Source organism: Providencia xihuensis (assembly GCF_041953405.1).
Lineage (GTDB): Bacteria > Pseudomonadota > Gammaproteobacteria > Enterobacterales > Enterobacteriaceae > Providencia > Providencia vermicola.
This window is the reverse complement of sequence record NZ_CP169565.1, coordinates 3,087,204-3,110,575: the sequence shown is the minus strand read 5'-3', so window position 1 is coordinate 3,110,575 and position 23,372 is coordinate 3,087,204. Positions and strand designations below refer to the sequence as shown.

General features: G+C 38.3%; 10 protein-coding genes. 6 read left to right on the top strand and 4 right to left on the bottom strand.

Going from position 1 to position 23,372, the window contains the following annotated elements:
* The first annotated feature begins 170 nt into the window (after nucleotides 1–170).
* The 4 genes from ldtD to ACE2AL_RS14045 all read left to right on the top strand — a co-directional run bounded on the left by ldtD (nucleotide 171) and on the right by ACE2AL_RS14045 (nucleotide 12,490).
* Nucleotides 171–1,955: a L,D-transpeptidase gene (gene ldtD, locus ACE2AL_RS14060; RefSeq protein WP_353166203.1), complete on the top strand. Its 1,785-nt coding sequence runs from the start codon at nucleotides 171–173 to the stop codon at nucleotides 1,953–1,955.
* Nucleotides 1,956–2,308: 353 nt separating this feature from the next.
* Nucleotides 2,309–2,857 (top strand): YcbK family protein, encoded by a 549-nt coding sequence (locus tag ACE2AL_RS14055; RefSeq protein WP_206086655.1) that lies wholly within the window; start codon nucleotides 2,309–2,311, stop codon nucleotides 2,855–2,857.
* Nucleotides 2,858–2,896: 39 nt separating this feature from the next.
* Nucleotides 2,897–3,532, top strand: a complete 636-nt coding sequence (locus ACE2AL_RS14050) for an MBL fold metallo-hydrolase (protein WP_272538752.1) — start codon at nucleotides 2,897–2,899, stop codon at nucleotides 3,530–3,532.
* A 201-nt stretch (nucleotides 3,533–3,733) separates the two neighbouring features.
* Complete coding sequence (locus tag ACE2AL_RS14045) at nucleotides 3,734–12,490, top strand: anthrax toxin-like adenylyl cyclase domain-containing protein (protein WP_375083616.1); 8,757 nt, start codon at nucleotides 3,734–3,736, stop codon at nucleotides 12,488–12,490.
* A 76-nt stretch (nucleotides 12,491–12,566) separates the two neighbouring features.
* On the opposite strand, the gene ACE2AL_RS14040 is transcribed toward ACE2AL_RS14045, so the two are convergent.
* The 4 genes from ACE2AL_RS14040 to pncB all read right to left on the bottom strand — a co-directional run bounded on the left by ACE2AL_RS14040 (nucleotide 12,567) and on the right by pncB (nucleotide 18,936).
* On the bottom strand, nucleotides 12,567–13,757 hold the full coding sequence (locus ACE2AL_RS14040; protein ID WP_206086658.1) for an amino acid aminotransferase: 1,191 nt from the start codon (nucleotides 13,755–13,757) through the stop codon (nucleotides 12,567–12,569).
* Nucleotides 13,758–14,189: 432 nt separating this feature from the next.
* Nucleotides 14,190–15,275 carry a porin gene (locus tag ACE2AL_RS14035; protein ID WP_375083615.1) on the bottom strand — a complete coding sequence of 362 codons (1,086 nt, stop codon included), beginning with the start codon at nucleotides 15,273–15,275 and terminating at the stop codon, nucleotides 14,190–14,192.
* 560 nt (nucleotides 15,276–15,835) lie between these two features.
* Nucleotides 15,836–17,236: an asparagine--tRNA ligase gene (gene asnS, locus ACE2AL_RS14030; RefSeq protein WP_272538749.1), complete on the bottom strand. Its 1,401-nt coding sequence runs from the start codon at nucleotides 17,234–17,236 to the stop codon at nucleotides 15,836–15,838.
* A gap of 485 nt (nucleotides 17,237–17,721) precedes the next feature.
* Nucleotides 17,722–18,936, bottom strand: coding sequence for a nicotinate phosphoribosyltransferase (gene pncB, locus ACE2AL_RS14025; RefSeq protein WP_206086660.1), 1,215 nt, complete (start codon nucleotides 18,934–18,936; stop codon nucleotides 17,722–17,724).
* A gap of 467 nt (nucleotides 18,937–19,403) precedes the next feature.
* Between pncB and pepN the strand changes: the two genes are divergently transcribed.
* Both pepN and pyrD read left to right on the top strand, forming a co-directional pair.
* Entirely contained in the window at nucleotides 19,404–22,022 is a 2,619-nt protein-coding gene (gene pepN / locus ACE2AL_RS14020; protein WP_375083614.1) for an aminopeptidase N, read from the top strand.
* A 330-nt stretch (nucleotides 22,023–22,352) separates the two neighbouring features.
* A complete protein-coding gene (gene pyrD / locus ACE2AL_RS14015; protein ID WP_206086662.1) occupies nucleotides 22,353–23,363 on the top strand; it encodes a quinone-dependent dihydroorotate dehydrogenase in 1,011 nt (336 codons plus the stop codon).
* Nucleotides 23,364–23,372 lie beyond the last annotated feature (9 nt).

Sequence of the window (23,372 nt, the reverse complement as noted above, 5' to 3'; positions counted from 1 at the left end):
CTGTTAAAAATGAAAATAATTCTTTTTATCATTTAATGATGACCTATCGATGTCTATCTGAAAAACAGAAAATTAGTCTATTCCTATAACATTACGGTTAAAATTAAATACAATAAAGCTGCAACTATAATAAAAACTATTTTATCCATGTAGTAACTTAAGGTGGATGTATGGCAAAGAGAAGAGTGAAAGCTCTGCAAGTTTCAGTAATATGTGGGTTAATGACATTCCAGTTTCCTGCATTTTCCAGTGATGAAAATACGCAGCAAAGTGTAACCGAAGCTTCACAGCCACAAGTTGTTGAAGTAAAAGAGACCTTAACGGTTACACCAACAGAGAGTATGGCAAAAATAGTGGCTTCACTTCCAGCTGATGTGAAACCCGTTTTTGCAGCACAACTCGCTAAATTATATGCCGATAAGCAAATGAAACTTTTATGGCAAGATGAAACAGCGATTAGTCAATTTCAACAGCAAATAGCGGAACTTTCACTTTCTGGGGTTCAACCTCAGTTTGCGCAATGGTTATCCTTATTGGAAAATAACCAGCTTAGTGAGCTTGGTCGTGATGTGATTCTATCAGATGCGATGCTTGGTTATCTCCAATATCTCTCTTCTATTGAATCCAGTGGGCAATATTGGTTATATACGAATCGACCTTACAAAATCATTGCGCCTACAGCTGCACAAATAAAACCTTGGTTAGATGCTGTTGATTCTCAACGTCTAACTGAGTGGGTTAAAGCTCAAGCACCTAACCATCCAATGTATCAGCCGATGCGCAAAGAAATGCTTAAATTGCTGGCACAACCTGAAGATGAGTTAGAAATAACGAGTACGAAGACACTCAAACCAGGGCAATCCAGTGATGATGTGCTTGTATTACGTAAAATTTTACAGCGTGAAGGTTTGTTAGCCGATAGCATGACAGAAGATGTGGTTGAAACTGAAGCGCCTGAAACGTTAGCGCAAGTTGCAGAGCAAGCAACTGAACAGCCGACGGAAGTTGCTGTTACAGAGTCTGCAAAACCAACGAGAACAGCTTCGAAAGTTTATGATCAAGAACTGGTCGATGCCGTTAAAAAATTTCAATTACAGTATGGTTTAGAAGCCGATGGTGTGATTGGTAAAGGCACGCGGGTTTGGCTGAATATGAAGCCTGCGCAAAAAGCAGGATTGATGGCGTTGAATATTCAACGTTTGCGTATTATTCCTGCAAGTAGTGGCACTGGGATTTTGGTGAATATTCCAGGCTATTCGTTAGATTTCTATTTAAATGATGAAGTTATCCTAGATTCTAAAGTGATTGTGGGCCGTGCGGATCGCAAAACGCCAATTATGAGTAGCGCATTAAATAATGTGGTAATCAACCCGCCTTGGAGTGTGCCAACCAGTATGGCGCGTAAAGATATTGCACCAAGAGGAAAACAAGATCCAAGTTATTTTAGCCGTAAAGGGTATACTGTTTATTCAGGTTGGGGGGCAGATTCCTATGAAATTAACCCTTACTCAATCGATTGGGATAACATCACTCCAGCAAATTTCCCATACCGTATTAGACAAGCGCCAGGTCCAACCAATTCATTAGGGCGCTATAAATTCAATATGCCAAGTTCCGATGCCATTTACTTGCATGATACGCCAAACCATAGCTTATTTAACCGTAATGCGCGTGCGATAAGTTCAGGTTGTGTACGTGTCAATAAAGCGAGTGAGCTAGCCAGCATTTTACTTGGTGATGCAGGGTGGGAACAAAAACGTATTGATGGCGCATTGAAAGAAGGGTCAACACGTTACGTCAATATACCAGACAGAATTCCTGTGTATCTTTATTACCAAACAGCTTGGGTTGATAAAGACCAACAACCGCAATACCGTGCTGATATTTATCAATATGATAATGGTATTGATAATGTAGATACCTATCTGCCATTATTGAAAAAAGTCATGCTGTAATAATTAGATAATTAACGAAAAAATAGAGGTGGAAACGCCTCTTTTTTCACTAATTCTGTTTAATTCCGAATAATTCCATTGTTGATGTACAATTTATGATTATCATTAAGCTAAATTATTGATGTCGTGCTGTTCAGGAATCTATTACAACAGATTTAACGTAATAATACGGTTAAGACGCAGAATTTAGTGATATGACTCTATTTTTGACGAATATAGCAATAAATTTGACTTAAATTATGCATATCTTTACATAATTATACATTAAAACTGAGTGTGATTTGCTAGACTCAATAGGTTGTCTGAAATTCATCGAATATTTATTTAAATTATTAGAGTCTGAGTTATCACCTATGGATATTATTGATCAAACCCGCAGAAAATGGCTGGGAATTGGTGCTGCAACAGTGGGCCTCAGTTTATTACCAAGTCATGTATTTGCCGCAATGACGACGCCTCGTCCTCGTATTTTGCGTTTTCAAAACATTAATACAGGCGAGTTTTTGAAAACAGAATTTTTTGATGGTCGTCGTTACAATAAATCTGAACTTGCTCGTTTAAATCATTTTTTCCGTGATTATCGTTGTGACAAAGTTAAAACGATCGATCCAAAACTGTTTGATCAAATTTATTTACTGCAAATGATGATGGGAACGAATAAACCCGTTCAATTGATCTCTGGCTACCGTTCTTTAGAAACGAATAATAAATTACGCAGTAAAAGTTCAGGGGTCGCCAAAAAAAGCTATCATACACGTGGACAAGCGATGGATTTTCACATTGAAGGTTTACAATTAAGTAATATTCGTAAAGCGGCACTGAAAATGGGTGCGGGTGGTGTTGGTTACTACCCACGAAGCAATTTCATTCATATTGATACAGGACCTGCAAGAACGTGGTAATCTGTGTATAGGTGACATAGATTACGGAGTAATTGTTCGATGAAATATACCATTATCCCAGTAACGCCATTTATGCAAAACTGTCAGGTTATTTGGGATGAAAATACGCTAGACGCAGTTGTGGTTGATCCTGGTGGTGAAGCAGAAAAATTGATTTCTGCTATCGAAAGTCGTGGATTAACCCTTACTAAAATTTTGCTTACCCACGGCCATTCTGATCATATTGGTGCTTCAGCCATACTCTCCAAACATTTTTCAGTGCCTATTTATGGGCCTCAGAAAGAAGATGCTTTCTGGATTGAAAACCTTGCAGAACAAAATGCGATGTTTTATATCGGAGAATGTCCAGATTTCACCCCTGATTATTGGTTAGAAGAGGGGAATAAAGTCACGTGTGGCGGTATTACTTTTGATGTGTTGCATTGCCCAGGGCATACACCAGGTCATATTATTTTAGTCAATCACGATGATAAAATAATTTCAATGGGTGATGTGTTATTTAAAGGCGGTGTGGGGCGTAGTGATTTCCCTCGTGGAAATCATCAGGACTTAATCGCATCGATTAAAAACAAAGTGTTGCCATTAGGTGATGACTATCAGTTCATTCCAGGTCACGGGCCTATGTCAAATTTAGGCTTTGAACGCAAAACCAATCCTTTTTTACAAGATGAATAGTTTACTGAAATTGATTACTCAGCGTGCCATTCAATAACCCCTTATCAGGGGTTTTTTTATACGCAGTGGGTGTAATCTAAAATAATTTAAAACTATGTCCTAATTATATTTCTTGAAACTATCTATATCTTGAAAATTTGATATTTTAAATTGGTTTTAATCTGATTTTAATATTAAATTTTTATTTATATAGGGATATATATGGGGAAAGTAAATATAGATTTGACTCTATCTAAAGGTGATTTTATTCAGAATACTAATGAGGAAAAGAATGAAAAAATAATTAATTTGAATAATCCGCAAATATCATCGACACTAGAGAATACTTCCGATGGTATTAGTAAAGATTATACCAGTATTAACTTGCATCTTAAGCCTTTAAACAAAGAAATTGATGTGCCTGTTTCAGGTATTTCAGAAATACATCAGCATCTAATTACTCAAGTTTCCAATGAAGAGAATATTATTATTGGCTTTCGCCCTATTGACCCTAAATCAACAAGTATTATAGGAACGGGAGAATACAGCAGCAAAGGGTTAGCTATTAAATCGAAAAGTTCGGATTGGGGACCTCATGCAGGTTTTATTCCTGTGCAACAACAATTTGCGAAAAAATCGGGGAGAGAAAATAGCAAAAAATATAATGAATACTCTCAATCATCTATTAGTGAAGGTAAAGCTATTGCTGTTATGCTAGAAATTACTTCAGAAAGAGTTGAGGAGCTTATACGATATAAAACGATTTATTTTTCAAATACAGTAGAACAAGATGGGTATAAAGAGATAAGTGCTTCTTTTGATGGTGTTGAAAAAGTATTTTTTCTAAAAAAAATTAAAAAAGATAATATCGATAGATGGGGTTTATATCATCTAGAAAATAATAAAATAGAGCCATTTTATGTTATTGGTGATTCTAAAACAGGAAAAGCAATAACAGCAGATTATGATATTTTCAGTATTATTTTTCATATGTCAGATTTGGAGCATTATGTGAAAGTAACTTCGATGTTGACATGGGAAGAGTGGAAGGCTAGCGTAAACTATGATGAGTTAAATTCAGTCCAGAAAAAATTATATAATGATGAAATTGAATATAATAGAAAGGAAGGAAAAGATAACGGAATTATAAATAAAAAAATAAAAGAAATTAAAAATAAATTAAATAAAAAGTTTGGTCTAGCCGAGGGGATGGAGTTGATTCACCATGGGGCTGATGATGCTAACCCTACGAGTATAATGAACGAAAATTTTCCTATTACCTTTGTATTACCAGAAAGACTAAGAGGAAAAAATAGCCTTATAGGTACAACGGAATCTATCGATACATATTTTCATATGAATTCCCAAGGTGCAATCATTATTAATAATGTTGAACAACTTTCTAACTTTCAGCAGTTATTCATAAATCAGGGTTATAGGGCACCATTAAATAAAAAGTGGAGTGAAGGAGATAATGGTCAATACTTCGATCCTAAACGTAAAATATCAGGTAGTTTTATTGAAGGACGAACAGAAATAATACGGAAAAAAAGTATCATTAATAATGACCCGACCACAGGAAAATCTGTTGTTCAGTTAGATACAGATTTTGATGATGTTTATTTAAATATGCAGGAAAGTTATAAAAGTAGTCGATTGCCGGAAAGCAATCCACTAAATACGGGTAATCTAGATACTTGGCTAGATCCGATGTTGATATACCATCGAAACAAAGCTGGTGATGCGAAAACTAATAGACAGGCAAAATATACTGAATATACCTATAATGTGATTATACAAAATGGTAGTGATCAAGATTCAGCTAAAGCAACTGCTTATGCATTTTCTAAACATCCTGAAGACTCTATGATTATTCAGTATGATATGGGCTCGAAGCAATATAAAATTTTGCATGGAGACCTGAATAGAATTAATGTAGGAAAAGTACGTTGGATAACAATTGGTCATGGAAAATATTATGGTCATCATCAGCCAACTCTTTATATGGAAAAAAATGCACAGCAATATGTTGAAGCATTAATGTATTTACGCAGAAAAGTTTTAAAAAATACAACGCCGGACAAACTCGTCATGCTAGGGTGTGATTTAGGTCGTGGAGGTATTAATGAAAACTTTGCACTAAAAGCGACTAGCTTACTTGCTGAGAATAATGTACGCGCTCCTATCGTCGCTTATAATCGGCAAGTCGGAAATATGTATTTAGGGTCTAAGGTTATTTATCCAGTTGACTTTGTAAGAGACTCGGTAAATACCAAAGGTTACAAGTTTGTCTATCAGTATCATTCAGGTAGTGAGCAAGTCAGGATCAATAATAGCTCTAGTGCATTATATTTTATTAATGAGGTTCGTCGTGGTGAGCTATCACTCGCTCAACTAAATGATTATATTGAACCCGACCCTTTGTATATGTTTAGGGATCCTGATACTCGTATTCTTGATAATAATTTAATAAAAAAAGTAGCTTACAATCAGAATGCCTATAGACTATTTGTTCAGGAGCTTAAAAAAAATAACAGTCTTTTACCCAATGATTTTTATACTAGGTTCTCTGCACGATTAAATGAACTCGGTATCATAGATATTCCCATTTGGAAGATGGTTAACAGCCAGAATATTCAAAAAAAGGTATTAACAAATACAATTAAGAATTCAGGAGAGTTAACTGTTATTATTAGGCTGACACGGGATAAAAAAGGTTTATTACAAGCGGAGAATTTAGCCGCGAGAAATCCTCAAAATACATTAATTTTTCAAATGGATGTTGATAGTAAAAAACATATTTTAGAATATGGTAAAGAACATTTAATGTCTTTATTGGAAAAACAAGTAATAACGAATTGGGTGATTATTGGCGATGCAGAAACAGTACGAAAGCCAACAAATGCATTGTCTATTGAGCTATCGCTACTCAAAAAAAAATATCCGTTAATAAACCCTGAAAATATCCTATTCCATTCTGTTGGACCAGCAATGATAACGGAAGCCGGTGAGCATAAAATATTTCTTAGTAGTTTATCTGAGGAGTTTAAAGTACAAGGCATTAACCGTGAAGTTAAATCTAAATTTATCTATGAAGCTCTGGATAAATCCACAACGGTAAACAGTAATGTTTCTCCTACTGTACTCGCAAGTCAGCCTAACCAGCAGCTCATTTCATTATTGGAAAAAATAGCACTAAAAGAAATTGCTATTCAAGATATCGATTTGGTGCAACATCCTTATTTGTTAAATTACTTTTCGGATAACGAAGGGTTTATTGATGTTAAAAAACTAATGATTGTATTACAAGATCCTCTTGTCAATTCAAAGGTAAATGGAGCATTAAACCGTGGATATACACTTACCACGGCATCAATAAATCAATTGATAGAGACAACGCTAGAGACGAATTATCGGCAACAAGCAGATAGCATCCACACTTTATTAGTAGCAATAAAAAGCGATCTTTCAGTATTAAATAATTTAAGTCAACATTCCCAAGAATTACTTAAACAGCTATTTCCTGCCGGTGATGGCATAGATAAAGGTAAAGTTTTAGCTTTAGTCACGGATGATAACAAGCTCATTTTGTTAAGTGAAAATTTAAAAGGATTTAGTGAGCTTAGCATTAAAAATTTTGAAGGTGATAATGGGAGATTTAAAAACCTCTCTTTTTCTGAAGCATTTAAAACGTATAAAAATCATCAAGCTGAACGGTTGCAACAATATAGCCAACAATTAAACCAAGGAAAAAACATTGGTTTGATTAATCATGGTATTATATCGAAAAATGGTGGGTCGACTGGGATAGACCAAGAATTGGGCCTCATATATGGCATTGAATATTATTTTACCGATAGTGATTTAGCACGTGATTTTCTTGAGCGAAAGGCTCAAATCGAGTTAATTGCAGACCAAAAAACACTTACTTCAGCAGAGGATACTTTGCTGAAAAAAATGCAAAAATATACTCAGGATATTGATACGTTAATCAAGAATAACAGTATCTCTATTTCTGACCAATCAGTGGTAAATTTATTTTCAGTGGTTTCTGATACGACAAATAGGATCGTGTTTTTACAAGGAGAATTAACAACTTACACAATCATTCATGTTAGGCGTAATGGGGCATACGAAATTTGCCTATTTGACCCTCAAGGGGTGCAATTTAGCATTAGAAATAACTCTCTTCAGTTAGCACAGCAGCAATTTCAACAGCAACTTAAACAGTATTTTAATGAGGATATCCAACTTTCCGATGGGAAGTCTATAAATAGAGGTAAGTCGGCAGGCTTCCAAAAAATGGAAAATGGTGACTTTAGAGGAAGTATTCAATCAATTGATTTGGAGTCGCCGAATCTAAAAGCTAGATTCTCTTCTCTACAGAGTCAACGTAAATCTATTATCGAACAAGCTGAATTTGGTTTACCTAAAAATAGTTGGGTAACGATTAATGGTGAAAAAATCGCTTTTGCTAAATTACAGCTATTAGGGGCAACGATAGAGGGGAAGCCTGTTACTCTATCAGATATTATCTCAGATAATTCGCATAAAAAAATTCGCTTTTCCTCTGAAAAGTTAGCTATGTATTTTTCTTTAATGGAAGGCGGAAAAGACGATGTTATCTTTACTAAAATATTTCGTGAACAGTTAAATTCAGGAGATATATATCAACTAGTCGATAATCAAGCGAGTTTTAGTGGATCTGCAGTATTGAAAAAGCAATTTAAATATCTAGCGAATGATAGTGATGTACAGCAAGAAACTATTTCTTCTTCGACCTTATTAAAAGTTCGTCAAGCAGGAACTAAACTTCCATTATTCCAACGTATTGCAAACCGTGCTGGACAAGGAATGGGGGCAGTTGGTGCTATTCAGAGTATGATCAGTGCATATGCTATTTTACATAAGCTCGATAACCCAGATATCACAGAAGAAGAAATTAAGGAGTTAGAAAAACAGTTTTATTTATTATGTGCATCCGCATTATTTAATTATGGGGATATGATTATACAACCGATGTTGTTAAATATCTCTTCTGCTAGAGGTGTGAGTTCTCTTGTTCGTGCAAGGCTTGCTGCGGGAACAGTTATCATTTTTAACTTAGTCGGAATGGGGATTGATATCTATCAAGCCTACGATAGTTTATCTAAACTCAATGACGTATCAGATCCTAAACAACGCCAAGATCTTATTGTTAACGCCTCTTTATCTATTACTAGCGCCGTAATTAATGGCGTGACAGTGATTGCTGTATTAGTAGGATCTTCAACTATTCCTATTGTGGGACTAGTTGTTGGTGGAGTTTTGCTTGTTGGTGGATGGGTTTACAATGGTGTTCGTGCAGTCGAGAATATAAAAGAGGTCATTGATATTGACTGGGATAGGGAATTAGAAGAGGGAATACGAGGAGCTTTAGGTTTAGAGCCGACTTTGCGAACTCAACAAGAGATGAATACTCAGTTGTATATTAATGCATTTAAAAAACAAAATTGGGAAATTGATCTGGCATTATTTGAGAGTCATATTCTAGCGGCAGGCTTTGATCATCATTTAAGTATTGTTGAAGAACCTGTTTATGGTAATGAGCAAAAATATTATTTAGTAGATGGATATGGAAACTATTTTAGTGGCATATTAGAAAATCAACGTCTAGGATCAGGCTATTATGGGCTCCGGTTTTCGAAAAAAGGTGCGCTTTCTTTTACTGCTAATGAAATTGATTTTATTCTGGGTAATAAGATCATTAGAAAAAGTGCATGGTTTAGAGATTTAATTTATTTGTATAAAAGAATGGGATTATCGGTCCGTAAAAATTTCAGGCCTAAAAAAGAAGCAAAAGAGATAGTTGATATTAAACAAACAGGAACGAAACCTACGCACGATACTTATTCTTTAAATTCAGCATATAAAAATCCGTTATTTGATGCATTTAAATCTCGCCATAAAATTTCAGAAAATAGTTTGACCTTATCAATGCATAATCAGTTACTAAATTCGAGTTCCTCACAAATTAATTTTTACTCAAATAAAACTGAATTTGGTGTGTTAGGGCAACGGATGTTTAGAGAAAATGAGCGGCGTTTTAGTGAAAATTTAGTGAATGATTTTCAAAGGATAGCGTTGTATTTGGATACCCCTTACAGTAGAGGAACGAGCTGGAATACAGCTAATGGCAATGATGTCATTATTGGCGCAAAAGGGCGAAAAAATGCATTTCAGGTTTTATCGGGCGAAAAATATTTTGCAGGTGGAGATAAAGATGACCTGTTTTATCTGCGAGATAATAATTTAAGCGCATTAATGTCACTCAATAATACAATGCCAACTAAGTATCTTGATGGTCAGGGCGGGAACGATACGGTTACTATTGACCTCTTACCTGATGATCATCATGCTTATGTTAATTTAGAAAAAAATACACTGCATTATAAGCAAGAAGGAAAGCATCCGTTTATTTCTATTGCTCATTTACAAAACATAGAAAATGTTATAATCAAAGGGAATACCAATGATAGTGTATGTGGCGATGATACAAATAATGTACTTGATGGTGGCTTAGGTAAAGATTTATTAGTCGGGAATGGTGGTGATGATAAACTAGTTTTAACCCAAGGTGATGCAGTGGGTGGTGATGGAAATGATAGTTATCATATTCGCCGTTTTGAATGGATGCAGCATGCTAATGACCTCTATCTTACAGAGCAGTATTGGGCAAAGGAAGAAAAAGCAGTTAAAACTAAACGTTTTCTAAACCCTACCTATAAGAATAATAATAAAGAATATCGGGCTGATGTGGCTATTAAAGAATCTAGTCGTTCACAAAGCCATGTAAGCATAGAATATTCTTTAGATGAAATAAAACAGGTTGAATTAAGCGGTAATGATTTAATTCTAACTATCAAATTACCAAATAGCACACTGGATGGACATGATTTCACCAATATAGAAAGCTCTGTTTTTATTCGGCTAGAGAATGTTATTGACCCAAATAGTGATTTAAACAAACCGCATCATGTGTACCGAATACAAACTCAAGATGGTTGGATGATGACGACGCAGATTGGTCAAAAAGAGCCTGAGCAATATTTCAGCCTCAGTTATATTCAAGAAGCTGATCAAGTTGCGACAACAGAAAGCAAATCAGTTGAAATAGATGAAACGGTTAATACCATCATAATAAATAAGCACCGAAAACATGTAGCACCAGAATGGGGATGGTTTGCACCAATAGGTCGTGCTGAACAATTAACATATCGTGGTAATGATAAAAATAACTTTTTGCCTCTGGTTAAACTAGGAAATTATATTGAGGTTACTCGCGGGGTTGACACCTATCAAATTCTTACAGAAAAAGATGAATATGGCAAAATTAAATTTGATTTCGCGAAGGTAAAAGATAGTTTCACAGTTCATGATAAGGTGATTTTATTATTACCTACTGAGAATGGTTTTGCTCTCTCGATGGATGAGGGGAAATTAGGTAACTTCGATAAATTTGGGCAGAAAAAACTAATAGTTCATTTTACAAATGTGGGAGATAATCTTTCTGAGGTGATTTTAATACAAGATAAATATAGTAATGTATTTAAAGTGGATTTACAGAAAAATCATATTTCCCCAGTGAATCCAGTTATAAGCAGCAGCGATTATGACGATCAAATTCTTTTACCTGCGGGTTATATATTAGAAAAGCATGTTATTGATGGCCAAAATGGCGACGATACTATTATCAATAAGAGCTTAAATAGCTATGTGTTATTAGGTGGGGAAGGTGATGATAATATTAAAGCTACCATGGGGAATAATGTCTTATATGGCGGGGCTGGAAATAACTTTGCTAGTGGCGGGGAGGGGGATGATTTATTGCTGTCAGATGATGGAGTAGATACTTTGATGGGTGAAGGTGGAAATGACCATTATATTATTGATGGCAACCACTCAGGCGCCACTTATATTGAAGATAATCATGGTAATAACCATATCCACTTAGTTAATTTTAAACGGCAAGAAATTGAAGAGACCGATCCCGCTTATCAAATTTATGTTTCATCATCAGGTAAAATTCTCAAGATTAAACAGCCAACTCATGATAGCGGGGCTCGCTTTAATATTCATCACTATAATCAACTTGATAGTAAATATATTTCATCTACGACGAGTAGTATGACTTCGTTATCTTATTACTTATCTGAAAAACTCGATAAAGCAAAACATTCAGGACAGCTAGCCATCTGGAAGCCAGTTAATGAGCTTGCTGATATGTTAAATGACGTTCCTAAACCATTAAAACAAACCATGGAAAATGATGGAATTGTATTATCCGAAAATTATGCGAGAGAGCATTGGCTTATTGATATGCAGGCTGGTAATGATGAAGTGATAGATATGTCACAGCATGGCCGTGTGATTAAAGGTGGGAGTGGTAATGATAAGCTGATAACAACAGGTGGCGAAAATATCCTTTATGGTGGTCAAGGTGATGATATTTTATTGGCGCAAGGCATGAAACAGGATGTATTAATTTCTTTAGATGGAAAAGACCATTTAGCTGGTGGTAAAGGGGATGATATCTATATTGTAAGTAGCCATGGGCAAGGGGATGTCACTATCCATGATCTCGAAGGGCGTAATCAAGTGGTACTGGTTGATTTTTCCCCAACTGAGATAATCTACAAAGAACTTTCAGCAACGCTTGCAGAAACGGTATATCAATCAAAGGGAGGAAGGAGAGTCACTTTGCAACACAATAATCACACTGCCTCTATGACTAATGTGATGCAAGTGAGCTTTTTTAATGATTACAAGCAATTATCAAAACACAATGAGGAATCAACTATTGATCGCTTGATACAGTTGTTGACGGAGCAACGTATTGCTTATGAGGGAAGCGTTGACCCTAATATTGGTAATGATAATGTCAGAAATAACTGGGGAGGAGTCCAAATGACAGAGCGTTTCCTGAGCCATTTGAGGTAATTCCTTTGTTATAAACAAAACAGCCAGTTAAGTTACTGGCTGTTTTTGTGAAATATGTAGTTGTTTGAATAAATATCTATAGAACTTTCACGATAGCATCACACAGTGGAACCATATTTTCCAGCGTTAAGCCAGCCACGTTAATACGGCCTGAGCTCACAGCATAGATACCAAATTCGCTACGTAGACGCTCTACCTGCTCTTTTGTCAGCCCACTGAAGGAGAACATACCATTTTGGTTGATAATGAAGCTAAAGTCTTGTTTAGCGCCTTTTTCATCCAAGGTTTTGACTAGTAGCTGACGCATACGTTTAATACGTTCGCGCATTGCGGTTAATTCTTGGATCCATTCGGCTTTTAACGCATCATCAGAAAGGATTGTGGTAACCACTGCTGCGCCGTGTGCTGGTGGGTTTGAGTAGTTTGCACGGATAACCGCTTTTGCTTGGCTAAATGCACGTTCTGCGTTATCGCTGTCTTTCGCGATAATAGTGCAAGCACCAACACGCTCATTGTATAAACCAAAGTTTTTAGAGAATGAGCTGGCAACAATCATTTCAGGGTTATTTTTGGTGAAAATACGCAGGCCTTCAGCGTCTTCATCTAAGCCTTTAGCAAAACCTTGGTAAGCAAAGTCAAAAACAGGTAATAGGCCTTTTTCTGCGCACAGGTCAGACAGTTTAGCCCATTGCTCAGGGGTTGGGTCAATCCCTGTTGGGTTATGGCAGCAACCGTGCAGCACAATCACATCGCCAGCAACAGCAGATGACAGGCTATTTAGCATACCGTCAAAATCCATACCGTGGCTAGCCGCATCATAGTAGTTGTAGGTTAATACTTCTAAGCCAGCTGCTTCAAAAATATTTTTGTGGTTAGGCCAAGTTGGATTGCTTATCCAAACACGCTTCGCGTTGGTTTGTTTCGCAATAAAATCCGCAGCGATACGTAATGCACCTGTACCACCCGGTGCTTGCGCTGTACGTGCACGTTTTGAGGTGACAATTTCATGTTGTGCACCGAATAACAGTTCTTGTGTTACACGGCCAAATTCTGGCATTCCGCTAATCGCAAGATAGTTTTTGGTGTTTTCATTATCAAGCAGGAATTTTTCTGCTTTTTTGACGGTATCAAGCACAGGGGTTTTCCCTGATTCGTCTTTGTAGACGCCAATACCTAAGTTAATTTTATTATCGCGGGGGTCAGCACGGAAACTATCAGCAAGACCTAAAATTGGGTCAGCGGGGGCAGAAGTAATTTTCTCAAACATGTTGTCGATTCCAAAGCTCGGTTGTGGTACCTAACACCAACCTGTGTGGTGAGGCAAAGTAAGGGTGTTTATGGCAACCTTACCTGTCAGATGCCCCATCCAGCGGGTTAATGCTGGGTATAGCTGAAAACGGGTTTAGTCGAACGAGTCGAGTTCTCAGGTTAACGTGTGAAAGGGCTTTTGCCAACCGTTTTACGAAAAATTGGCGAGATCTTGTGAGCTAGGTAGGAATTGCATGTAATCCAACCAGAAATATCCATAAAGGTGGTGAATTTACCTGTCTTATCGATGGTTTGGGTTGATAAGTGGGAAGGTGAACAGGTTTTAAGGTAGGTATAACAAGGGTAGATATAACATAGAAATGAAAAAGCAGCGCTGAAGCGCTGCTTACAAAAACATGTTACCGTTTCTCGATTATCAGTTAACTGATAATTAGAATTGGTAGATCAGACCTAAACCAACTACGTTGTCTGTCATCAGACCGTATTTTTCGCTGAAGTCGTTGTCTTTTAACAGGTTGATTTTGTAATCAACAACTGCAGACATATTTTTGTTAAAGTAGTAGTAAGAACCTACAGAGATATATTTAACGATATCGCCGTTTTGACCATTAACATTTTTAGCTTTAGATTGGTTATAACCTAAAGATGGTTTCAGACCGAAATCGAACAGGTACTGAGCCACTAATTCAACGTTTTCAGTTTTGTTAGCGATAGTGTCGTTTTTACCGAAGTGAGTCGTGTTCAGTGCTTGACCGTACATAGCTGCTAAGTAAACATTGTTAGCGTCGAATTTACCACCAACGTTCCATACTTGCGCTTTGTCGCCGCCAGCTGCAGTAGTGTTTTTCTGTGATGGAGTACGAGATGAGTTTGCGTAGCTACCACCCAGTGTAACGCCCCAACCTAAGTCATAAGCAGTCGCTAAACCGTAGCCGTCACCGTTGTTGTCCCAAGCGTTTTTACTGCCAGACTTGTTGTTGTCGCCGTTTTTACCTTGGTATTGCAGGGCAAAGCTCAGGCCATCAACATAACCGAATGCGTTGTTATTACGGTAAGTTAACAGGTTACGGTTACGGCTAGTCATGAATGTGTCAGACTGAGCCATAGTGTCGCCGCCCCATAAAGGCATAACGTCGGTCCATGCGTTCACATCATAGTTAACACCGTAGTTACGGCCGTAATCGATTGAACCGAAATCAGCGAATTTTAAACCAGCGTAAGCTAAACGGTTTTTGTTTTCGTTGTTAGTTTCAGTTTTGTTAGTTTTAGTTTCCCACTCGAAACGACCAAAACCAGTCAGTTGATCAGTGATTTGAGTATCACCTTTCAGACCTAAACGAACACGTGAATCGTCGCCATCTTGGCCACTGTCGCCTTTAGCAAAGTAGTGACGAACGTCAACTTTACCGTAAACGTCTAACTTGTTGCCGTCTTTATTGTATACTTCAGCTGCGTTTGCTGCACCAGCAGCTAACAGAGCTGGGATAACCATTGCAAGAATATTGCGTTTCATCATTATTATTACCCTCATTGGTGTTATTCGGACACCTGCCACTGCCAAAAATAATTCGCAAAAAATAATTGGAACTATTTATGAGAGATTAGTGTCGTCTATGTCGGCGACCAGTGTTCCATTGCTAAATAAATTTATCTACCCTCAAAGTGCTACAAAATCAAAGATTCTGAAACAAACGGTAACTAAATGTTTCTAAATGTAAAAAATAGAACAAAAAACAACCGCTCATCGTACCAGTTTAAAAAATATTACAAAATTAAGGGAACTTTTTCAGTAGACGATTTGAGCTTTTTTTGAGCAACTTAGAGAGATTTAACTGAAGATTTTTGGTTGGCAAAAAACAAAAATGAAGCAAAAAAGCAGATTATTCTTAGCAATATCAATGTAAGTGCAATATAACGGGAAATTATAAGGCAATAACGTAAAAAATGTGATCTGTTTATCAGATGACTGAAATTAAATGTAACAAGATGAGATAGTTATTAAGTGAAAGCATCTCAGGGCTTAATTATCACGAGCCAACATGCGCTGGCTCGTGAATCAATACAGAAAAGCAGAAATTAGAATGCTGCGTTTCTTGGGGTACGTGGGAATGGGATCACCTCACGTACGTTACCGACACCAGTTACATAGGCAACTAAGCGCTCAAAACCAAGGCCGAAACCTGAGTGAGGCACTGTACCGTAACGGCGTAGATCACGGTACCACCAGTAATCTTCTTTGTTCATGCCCATTTCTTCAAGGCGAGCATCTAACATGTCCAAACGCTCTTCACGCTGTGAACCGCCAATGATTTCACCGATACCCGGAGCAAGGACATCCATCGCCGCAACGGTTTTACCGTCTTCATTGAGGCGCATATAGAAAGCCTTGATATCTTTCGGGTAGTTTTTCACCACGACAGGCGCTTTAAAGTGCTGCTCAGCGAGGTAGCGCTCATGTTCAGAAGACATATCGACACCCCAGTAAACTGGGTTTTCGAATTTCTGGCCACAGGTCTCAAGGATTTTGATAGCATCAGTGTAATCAACTTGCGCGAAATCAGAGTTAACAAAGCTTTCTAAGCGAGTGATAACGTCTTTATCAACACGTTGCGCGAAGAACTCTAAATCATCACGACGTTCGGTCAGTGCTGCTTTAAATGCAAACTTCAGCATTTTTTCTGCAAGGCCAGCCACATCATCTAAGTTTGCAAACGCAACTTCTGGCTCAACCATCCAGAATTCCGCCAAGTGACGGCTGGTGTTGGAGTTTTCAGCACGGAATGTTGGGCCGAAGGTGTACACTTTGCTCAGTGCCGTTGCGTAGGCTTCACCATTTAACTGGCCTGAAACCGTTAAGAAGGCTTCGCGACCAAAGAAATCTTCACTGAAATCCACTTCACCTTTGTCATTACGTGGCAAGTTATTGTAATCCAGTGTAGAGACACGGAACATTTCACCTGCGCCTTCGGTATCAGAAGCCGTAATGATTGGTGTTGAAACCCAGAAGTAGCCTTGTTCATCAAAGAAGCGGTGGATAGCTTGCGCTAAGGTATGACGAACACGTGCAACAGCACCAATTAAATTAGTGCGTGGACGTAAGTGTGCTGCTTCACGTAAGAATTCAACGCTATGGCGTTTTGCTGCCATTGGGTAAGTGTCAGGGTCTTCAATCCAACCAACCACTTTGACTGCGGTGGCTTCTAATTCAAATGATTGACCTTGACCTGGAGACTCTTTTACCGTACCCGTAACTTCAACGGAACAACCCGTGGTGAGATGCAGGACTTCGTCATTATAATTCGGTAAATTATTATTAATGATAGCCTGTAACGGGTTAAAGCATGAGCCGTCATAAACGGCGAGGAAAGAAAAACCAGCATTTGAATCTCTCCTTGTACGTACCCAGCCTTGAACGGTGACTTCAGAGCCTACCGCCACACGGCCTTGCAGTACGTCGACTACAGGCGCTACTATCATATAATTCACTCTCTTCTATATAATGGTTAATCTTATGCATCTGCAACCCGTCATACTTCAAGTTGTAGGTGTGTTGGCTTCACAAACTGACCCTAGTCACATACTTCAGTATGCTCCTAGGGCTCAATTTGCTTGCCGCCTTCCTACAACTCGAATTATTTAGGGTGTATTCCAGCTTTCGTAATAGGAATATTCAATACCGAGTTCAAGCACATAACAACCTTGTTATTATGCGAATGGCGGATGAAACAGATTAATAAGGCTTTTTCGTATTAATCCCATATTTCAGGGGCCAAAGCTCTATGTTACTTGCCATTTATTAGGAAACAAGTAAAAAATCGCGATAAAACATTTCTGTTGAAGCGAAGCGTGGTTATCGAGCTTAAAGGCTATAGTAATAGTAAGTGAATAAAAGAAAAAGCGGGTTTTTGAGCTCAGCACAAGAAAAGTGCATCTTCTTGTGCTGAATGAGGAAAAATAGCGGATTAACAGGCTTTTTCCATTTTAGGCAGATCAAAGGCTTTTCGGAGTTGATTAACGAATTCATCGTCTTCACAAATCGTTTTGCCAGGGCTATCTGATAATTTAGCGACGGGTTTTCCATTGCACTCGACAAGCTTGATGACAATATTCAGCGGCGTTACATGAGGAATATTGCATGTTAGCCTTGTACCAATCCCAAAAACGAGATTAATGCGCTGATGGAAATAGCGATATAAATCAAGTGCCTTTTGTAAATCTAAGCTATCGGAGAAAACCAGTGTTTTGCTCATTGGGTCGATACCCAGCTTTTGATAGTGAGCAATGGCTTTTTCACCCCATTCGATCGGATCCCCCGAATCATGCCGTAATCCTTGGTAGCGCTTCGCAAAATTGACATCAAAATCGCGTAAGAACGCGTCCATGGTGATACAGTCAGTTAACGCGATGCCAAGGTGATCAGGGTATTCGTCTAACCAACTTTGTAGGGCTTCACGCTGGCTGTTTGCTAGCTCGGGGCTAATTTGCTGGTGTGCTTGGAACCACTCGTGTGCTTGTGTACCGACAGGGATTAAATCGAGCTCATGGGCCAGTTGGTAGTTACTGGTACCGATAAGATAAGGAAATTCGTTTTTCAGCATGGAAACAATAGCGGATTGCACCGCATAAGAAAAACGGCGGCGAGTGCCGAAATCCATTAATTTAAAGCCAGACAAATCAAGCTGGTCTTCATTAGCTTGCGCATAGAAAACGGTTAACAGTTTTCTGAGTTGGCTAACAGCATCGTCGGGAGTGATTTCAGGGTGTCTATCTCGCTGCACAATTTCACTAACAAGTGCAAGCAGGGGGACTTCCCACATGATCACTTCACGCCAAGGGCCACTAATACGAATAGCTAATTGCCCATCGTCATGAGAGGTGACTATGACTTGTTCAGGGTTAAAGCGGAACGTTTTTAGCCAAGTGAGGTAATCTTCTTGGAAAAAAGGCAAGCGGTGTAGAAATGTCAGTTCATCGTCAGTCAGGGATAAATGTTCCATCAACTGAACTTGTTGCCTAATTTCATCGGCGTAGGCGCCTAGGAGCTCACTGCTACGACAGCGGAACTCAGCAACAACCGGTACGTGGTAGTATCGGTGGAAAACAGCCTGCTGCATATGAAGCTTGTAAGCATCGGTATCAAGCAGTGATGTAATAATCGGTGTAGCGTCTAAATTCATGGCGCGCAGACATCCTCGCGGAGCTTATCTACTTATATTAGCAATTTGCTAAATCGTTAAAGTTGCAAAAGTATACCCACTTTAACAAAAGATAGAAGCGTTATTCTATCAGTCTGTATTAGCGGGGCATATTCAGCTTAATTCGCTCATTTGCTTCTAGGTAAAGCTGTTATATCAGAGAAATCCATTTTGAAACGAGAGCGACTAATGTTTTAGATACAAAACGATTAATCACGAAAAGATACTAACATGTCGTGAAATATTTGATAGTACTATAGCACCAACAAACAAACGATTTTGTAACAAAACAGCGACTATTAAATATAAGAAAGTAACATCAGATAAAAAACAGATAACATCTTTTGATGAAAATGTTTCTCAAATCCGTTCACATTACGGTGTCTTATAGTATTGTATAAAGCAGCGAAGTAGTGCGATATCGAATATAACGAATTAAAAGGTTACTTATGACCCAGTTAAGACAAGCGAAATATCGTCAGGATTATCAAGCCCCTGATTATACGATTACAGAGATTGACCTCGATTTTAATCTTGACCCTGTTAAGACCGTAGTAACCGCAGTGAGTCAGGTGAAACGCATTAATCCACAATCTTCAACCCTGGAATTACATGGCGAAGATTTATCATTAATGAGTATCGAAATTGATGGAAAAGTGTGGGCCGATTATCAACAAGCTGAAGGTAAATTGATTATTAAATCATTACCTGAATCTTTTACGCTGCGTATTGTGAATGAAATTAGCCCTGAAAAAAATACGGCGTTAGAAGGTTTATATGTTTCAGGTGATGCTCTATGTACGCAATGTGAAGCAGAAGGTTTCCGCCACATTACCTTTTATCAAGACCGCCCAGATGTATTAGCGCGTTACACCACAACCATTACTGCAGACAAAACGCGTTATCCTTATCTTTTATCTAATGGTAACCGTATTGCAGAAGGCGAGTTAGAAAATGGTCGCCATTGGGTTAAATGGGAAGACCCATTCCCGAAACCAAGCTATTTATTTGCATTGGTCGCGGGTGATTTTGACGTATTAAAAGATATTTTTATCACTCGTAGTGGCCGAGAAGTGGCGTTGGAATTATTTGTCGATAAAGGTAATTTAGACAGAGCGCCATGGGCGATGCAGTCGCTAAAAAATGCCATGAAATGGGATGAAGAGCGTTTCGGTTTAGAATATGACCTTGATATTTATATGATTGTCGCCGTTGATTTCTTCAATATGGGGGCAATGGAAAATAAGGGCTTGAACGTCTTTAACTCCAAATATGTGTTAGCCAAAAGTGATACGGCAACAGATAAAGACTATCTGAATATTGAATCCGTGATTGGCCATGAATATTTCCATAACTGGACGGGCAACCGCATTACTTGTCGTGATTGGTTCCAATTAAGCCTAAAAGAAGGCTTAACGGTTTTTCGTGACCAAGAATTTAGCTCAGATTTAGGCTCTCGATCAGTTAACCGAATTAATAATGTTAAAGTGATGCGCGCGGCACAATTTGCGGAAGATGCAAGCCCAATGGCTCACCCAATTCGCCCTGAAAAAGTAATAGAAATGAATAACTTCTATACATTAACAGTGTACGAAAAAGGTTCTGAAGTCATTCGGATGATCCACACCTTACTTGGTGAAGAAATGTTCCAAGCAGGGATACAGTTGTATGTTCATCGCCACGATGGCAGCGCAGCCACATGTGACGATTTTGTCCAAGCAATGGAAGATGCGTCAAATGTCGACTTGTCTTTATTCCGCCGCTGGTATAGCCAATCAGGTACACCAGTATTAACAGTACGTGATGAATATTCGCCTGAAAAACAGCAGTATACATTGCATGTTAGCCAAATGACGCCGCCGACGTTAGATCAAACAGAAAAACTGGCTCTGCATATTCCTCTGGATATTGAGTTATATGATGAGGAAGGGGCAGTTATTCCATTAAAACGTGGTGGGAGCGTGGTAAACTCAGTGCTCAACATCACTCAAGAGACACAATCTTTTGTGTTTGATGAAGTCACAACTCGCCCAGTGCCGTCTTTATTACGCGAATTTTCTGCGCCAGTTAAGTTAGATTATAACTATAGCGATGAACAATTAGCGTTTTTGATGCAGCATGCCAGCAACGAGTTTTCACGTTGGGATGCCGCTCAGCAGCTGATCAACAACTATGCAAAGATCAATGTCGCTAAATACCAAAAAGGTGAAGAACTTGTTTTACCTGAGTCGGTAGTTGATGCTTTCCGTGCCGTTTTATTGAGTGAATCAATTGATCCTGCGCTAGCTGCATTGATCTTAACGCTGCCATCAGAGAATGAAATTGCAGAGCTATTTACAGTTATCGATCCTGTTGCTATCCACGAGGTGATCAATTTTATTCATCACCGATTAGCCAACGAGATGTCTGATGAATTCTTGACGGTATACCGCTCGATTAATATTGATGGTTACCGTGTCGATCATCAAGATATTGCAAAACGATCGTTACGTAATGTTTGTTTGCAATATTTAGCGGTGAATGATGATGCAGTGATGGCGAATAAACTGGTCGAAGATCAGTATAAAAATGCGGATAACATGACGGATTCACTGGCAGCACTGACAGCTGCTAATGAAGCACAACTGCCTTGCCTCGTACAATTGATGGCTGATTTTGATGAACGCTGGCACCACGATGGCTTGGTAATGGATAAATGGTTTACATTGCAAGGTTCAAACCCAGCAAAAGGCACGTTATCAAATGTGCGTAAGCTGTTAAATCACCGTTCATTCAGTATGAGTAATCCGAACCGTGTTCGTTCGTTAGTTGGCGCTTTCACGGCAGGTAACCCTGTTAATTTCCATGCAGAGGATAGCAGTGGCTATCAGTTCCTGTATGAAATTTTAGTCGATCTGAATACTCGTAACCCGCAAGTCGCATCTCGCTTAATTGAGCCTCTTATTCGCTTAAAACGTTACGATGAAAAGCGTCAAGCTCAGATGCGTAACGTGTTAGAGCAATTAAAAGAACTCGATAACTTATCGGGTGATTTATTTGAAAAAATTACCAAGGCGTTAGAAAGCTAATTAGTCCACGGTTAAATATAAGAAAATCCCAGATATTGTCTGGGATTTTCTTTTTCAACGAGTAACCGCATGACGATAGGTCACCTCCAGCTTATGTGAAACCTAATTTGCAGTGATAAATTCAACTAAACGCATTTTTATTGATTTTTTCATGGCACATAAGCGTTCAAATAGGGTAATCTATAGCGCGTTTTATCCGACGAAACATCGTTTGCACTTTAGTGTTCAGTAAAGCTTATGTTCATAAAGCTTAATTGCTGGTGGCATTGGGTGCGTGCGACATGATGTCTTTCTTATTGAAACGCACTAGCAGAATATAGGTTATTGGATATGTTATATCACCTTGCCCGCAAGGCACTATTCCAGTTCGACCCCGAAAAAGCGCATGAAATGACTTTTCGCCAGCTTCAACGTTTAAACCATTCCCCTTTTCAATGTCTGATTCGCCAATCTGTTGCTACCAAACCAACCCAATGCATGGGACTCTCGTTTAAAAATCCACTTGGGCTTGCCGCGGGTTTGGATAAAGACGGTGAATGCATTGACGCATTTGGTGCAATGGGGTTTGGGTTTGTTGAAATTGGTACTGTGACGCCACGTCCTCAGTCAGGAAATGATAAGCCAAGGCTTTTTCGCTTAGTTGAAGCGGAAGGGATCATTAACCGCATGGGATTTAATAATAAGGGTGTTGATAACCTTGTTGAGAATGTTAAAAAATCCAATTATGGCGGGATTATTGGCATTAATATTGGCAAAAATAAAGATACCCCTGTTGAGCAAGGTAAAGATGATTACCTTATTTGTATGGATAAGGTATATGCACATGCAGGTTATATTGCCATTAATATCTCGTCACCTAATACACCAGGTTTGCGTTCATTACAATATGGTGAAGCACTCGACGATTTATTAAGTGGAATAAAAGCAAAGCAATTAGAACTGCAATCATTGCACAATAAGTATGTCCCTGTTGCTGTTAAAGTGGCACCTGATTTATCCGAAGAAGAAATTATTCAAGTCACAGATAGCTTAGTCCGACATAATATTGATGGTGTTATCGCAACTAATACCACGCTAGATCGCTCTCTTGTCCAAGGTTTGAATCACTGCAATGAAATGGGTGGATTAAGTGGACGTCCTGTTCAATTAAAAAGCACCCAAGTGATTAAACTTATTTCTCGTGAATTAAATGGCAAACTTCCGATTATTGGTGTGGGTGGAATAGATTCATTAACCGCAGCACGTGAAAAAATGGAAGCAGGTGCTTCATTAATTCAAATTTATTCTGGTTTTATTTATCATGGACCAAAATTAATTAAAGATATTGTCAATCATATCTAGTAAATTGTA

Bases quoted from the DNA above. Each gene is read 5' to 3' on its own strand.
- ACE2AL_RS14035 (WP_375083615.1), bottom strand. From the start codon at position 15,275: ATGATGAAACGCAATATTCTTGCAATGGTTATCCCAGCTCTGTTAGCT.
- asnS (WP_272538749.1), bottom strand. From the start codon at position 17,236: ATGATAGTAGCGCCTGTAGTCGACGTACTGCAAGGCCGTGTGGCGGTA.
- pyrD (WP_206086662.1), top strand. From the start codon at position 22,353: ATGTTATATCACCTTGCCCGCAAGGCACTATTCCAGTTCGACCCCGAA.
- ACE2AL_RS14055 (WP_206086655.1), top strand. From the start codon at position 2,309: ATGGATATTATTGATCAAACCCGCAGAAAATGGCTGGGAATTGGTGCT.
- ldtD (WP_353166203.1), top strand. From the start codon at position 171: ATGGCAAAGAGAAGAGTGAAAGCTCTGCAAGTTTCAGTAATATGTGGG.
- ACE2AL_RS14040 (WP_206086658.1), bottom strand. From the start codon at position 13,757: ATGTTTGAGAAAATTACTTCTGCCCCCGCTGACCCAATTTTAGGTCTT.
- pncB (WP_206086660.1), bottom strand. From the start codon at position 18,936: ATGAATTTAGACGCTACACCGATTATTACATCACTGCTTGATACCGAT.
- ACE2AL_RS14045 (WP_375083616.1), top strand. From the start codon at position 3,734: ATGGGGAAAGTAAATATAGATTTGACTCTATCTAAAGGTGATTTTATT.
- ACE2AL_RS14050 (WP_272538752.1), top strand. From the start codon at position 2,897: ATGAAATATACCATTATCCCAGTAACGCCATTTATGCAAAACTGTCAG.
- pepN (WP_375083614.1), top strand. From the start codon at position 19,404: ATGACCCAGTTAAGACAAGCGAAATATCGTCAGGATTATCAAGCCCCT.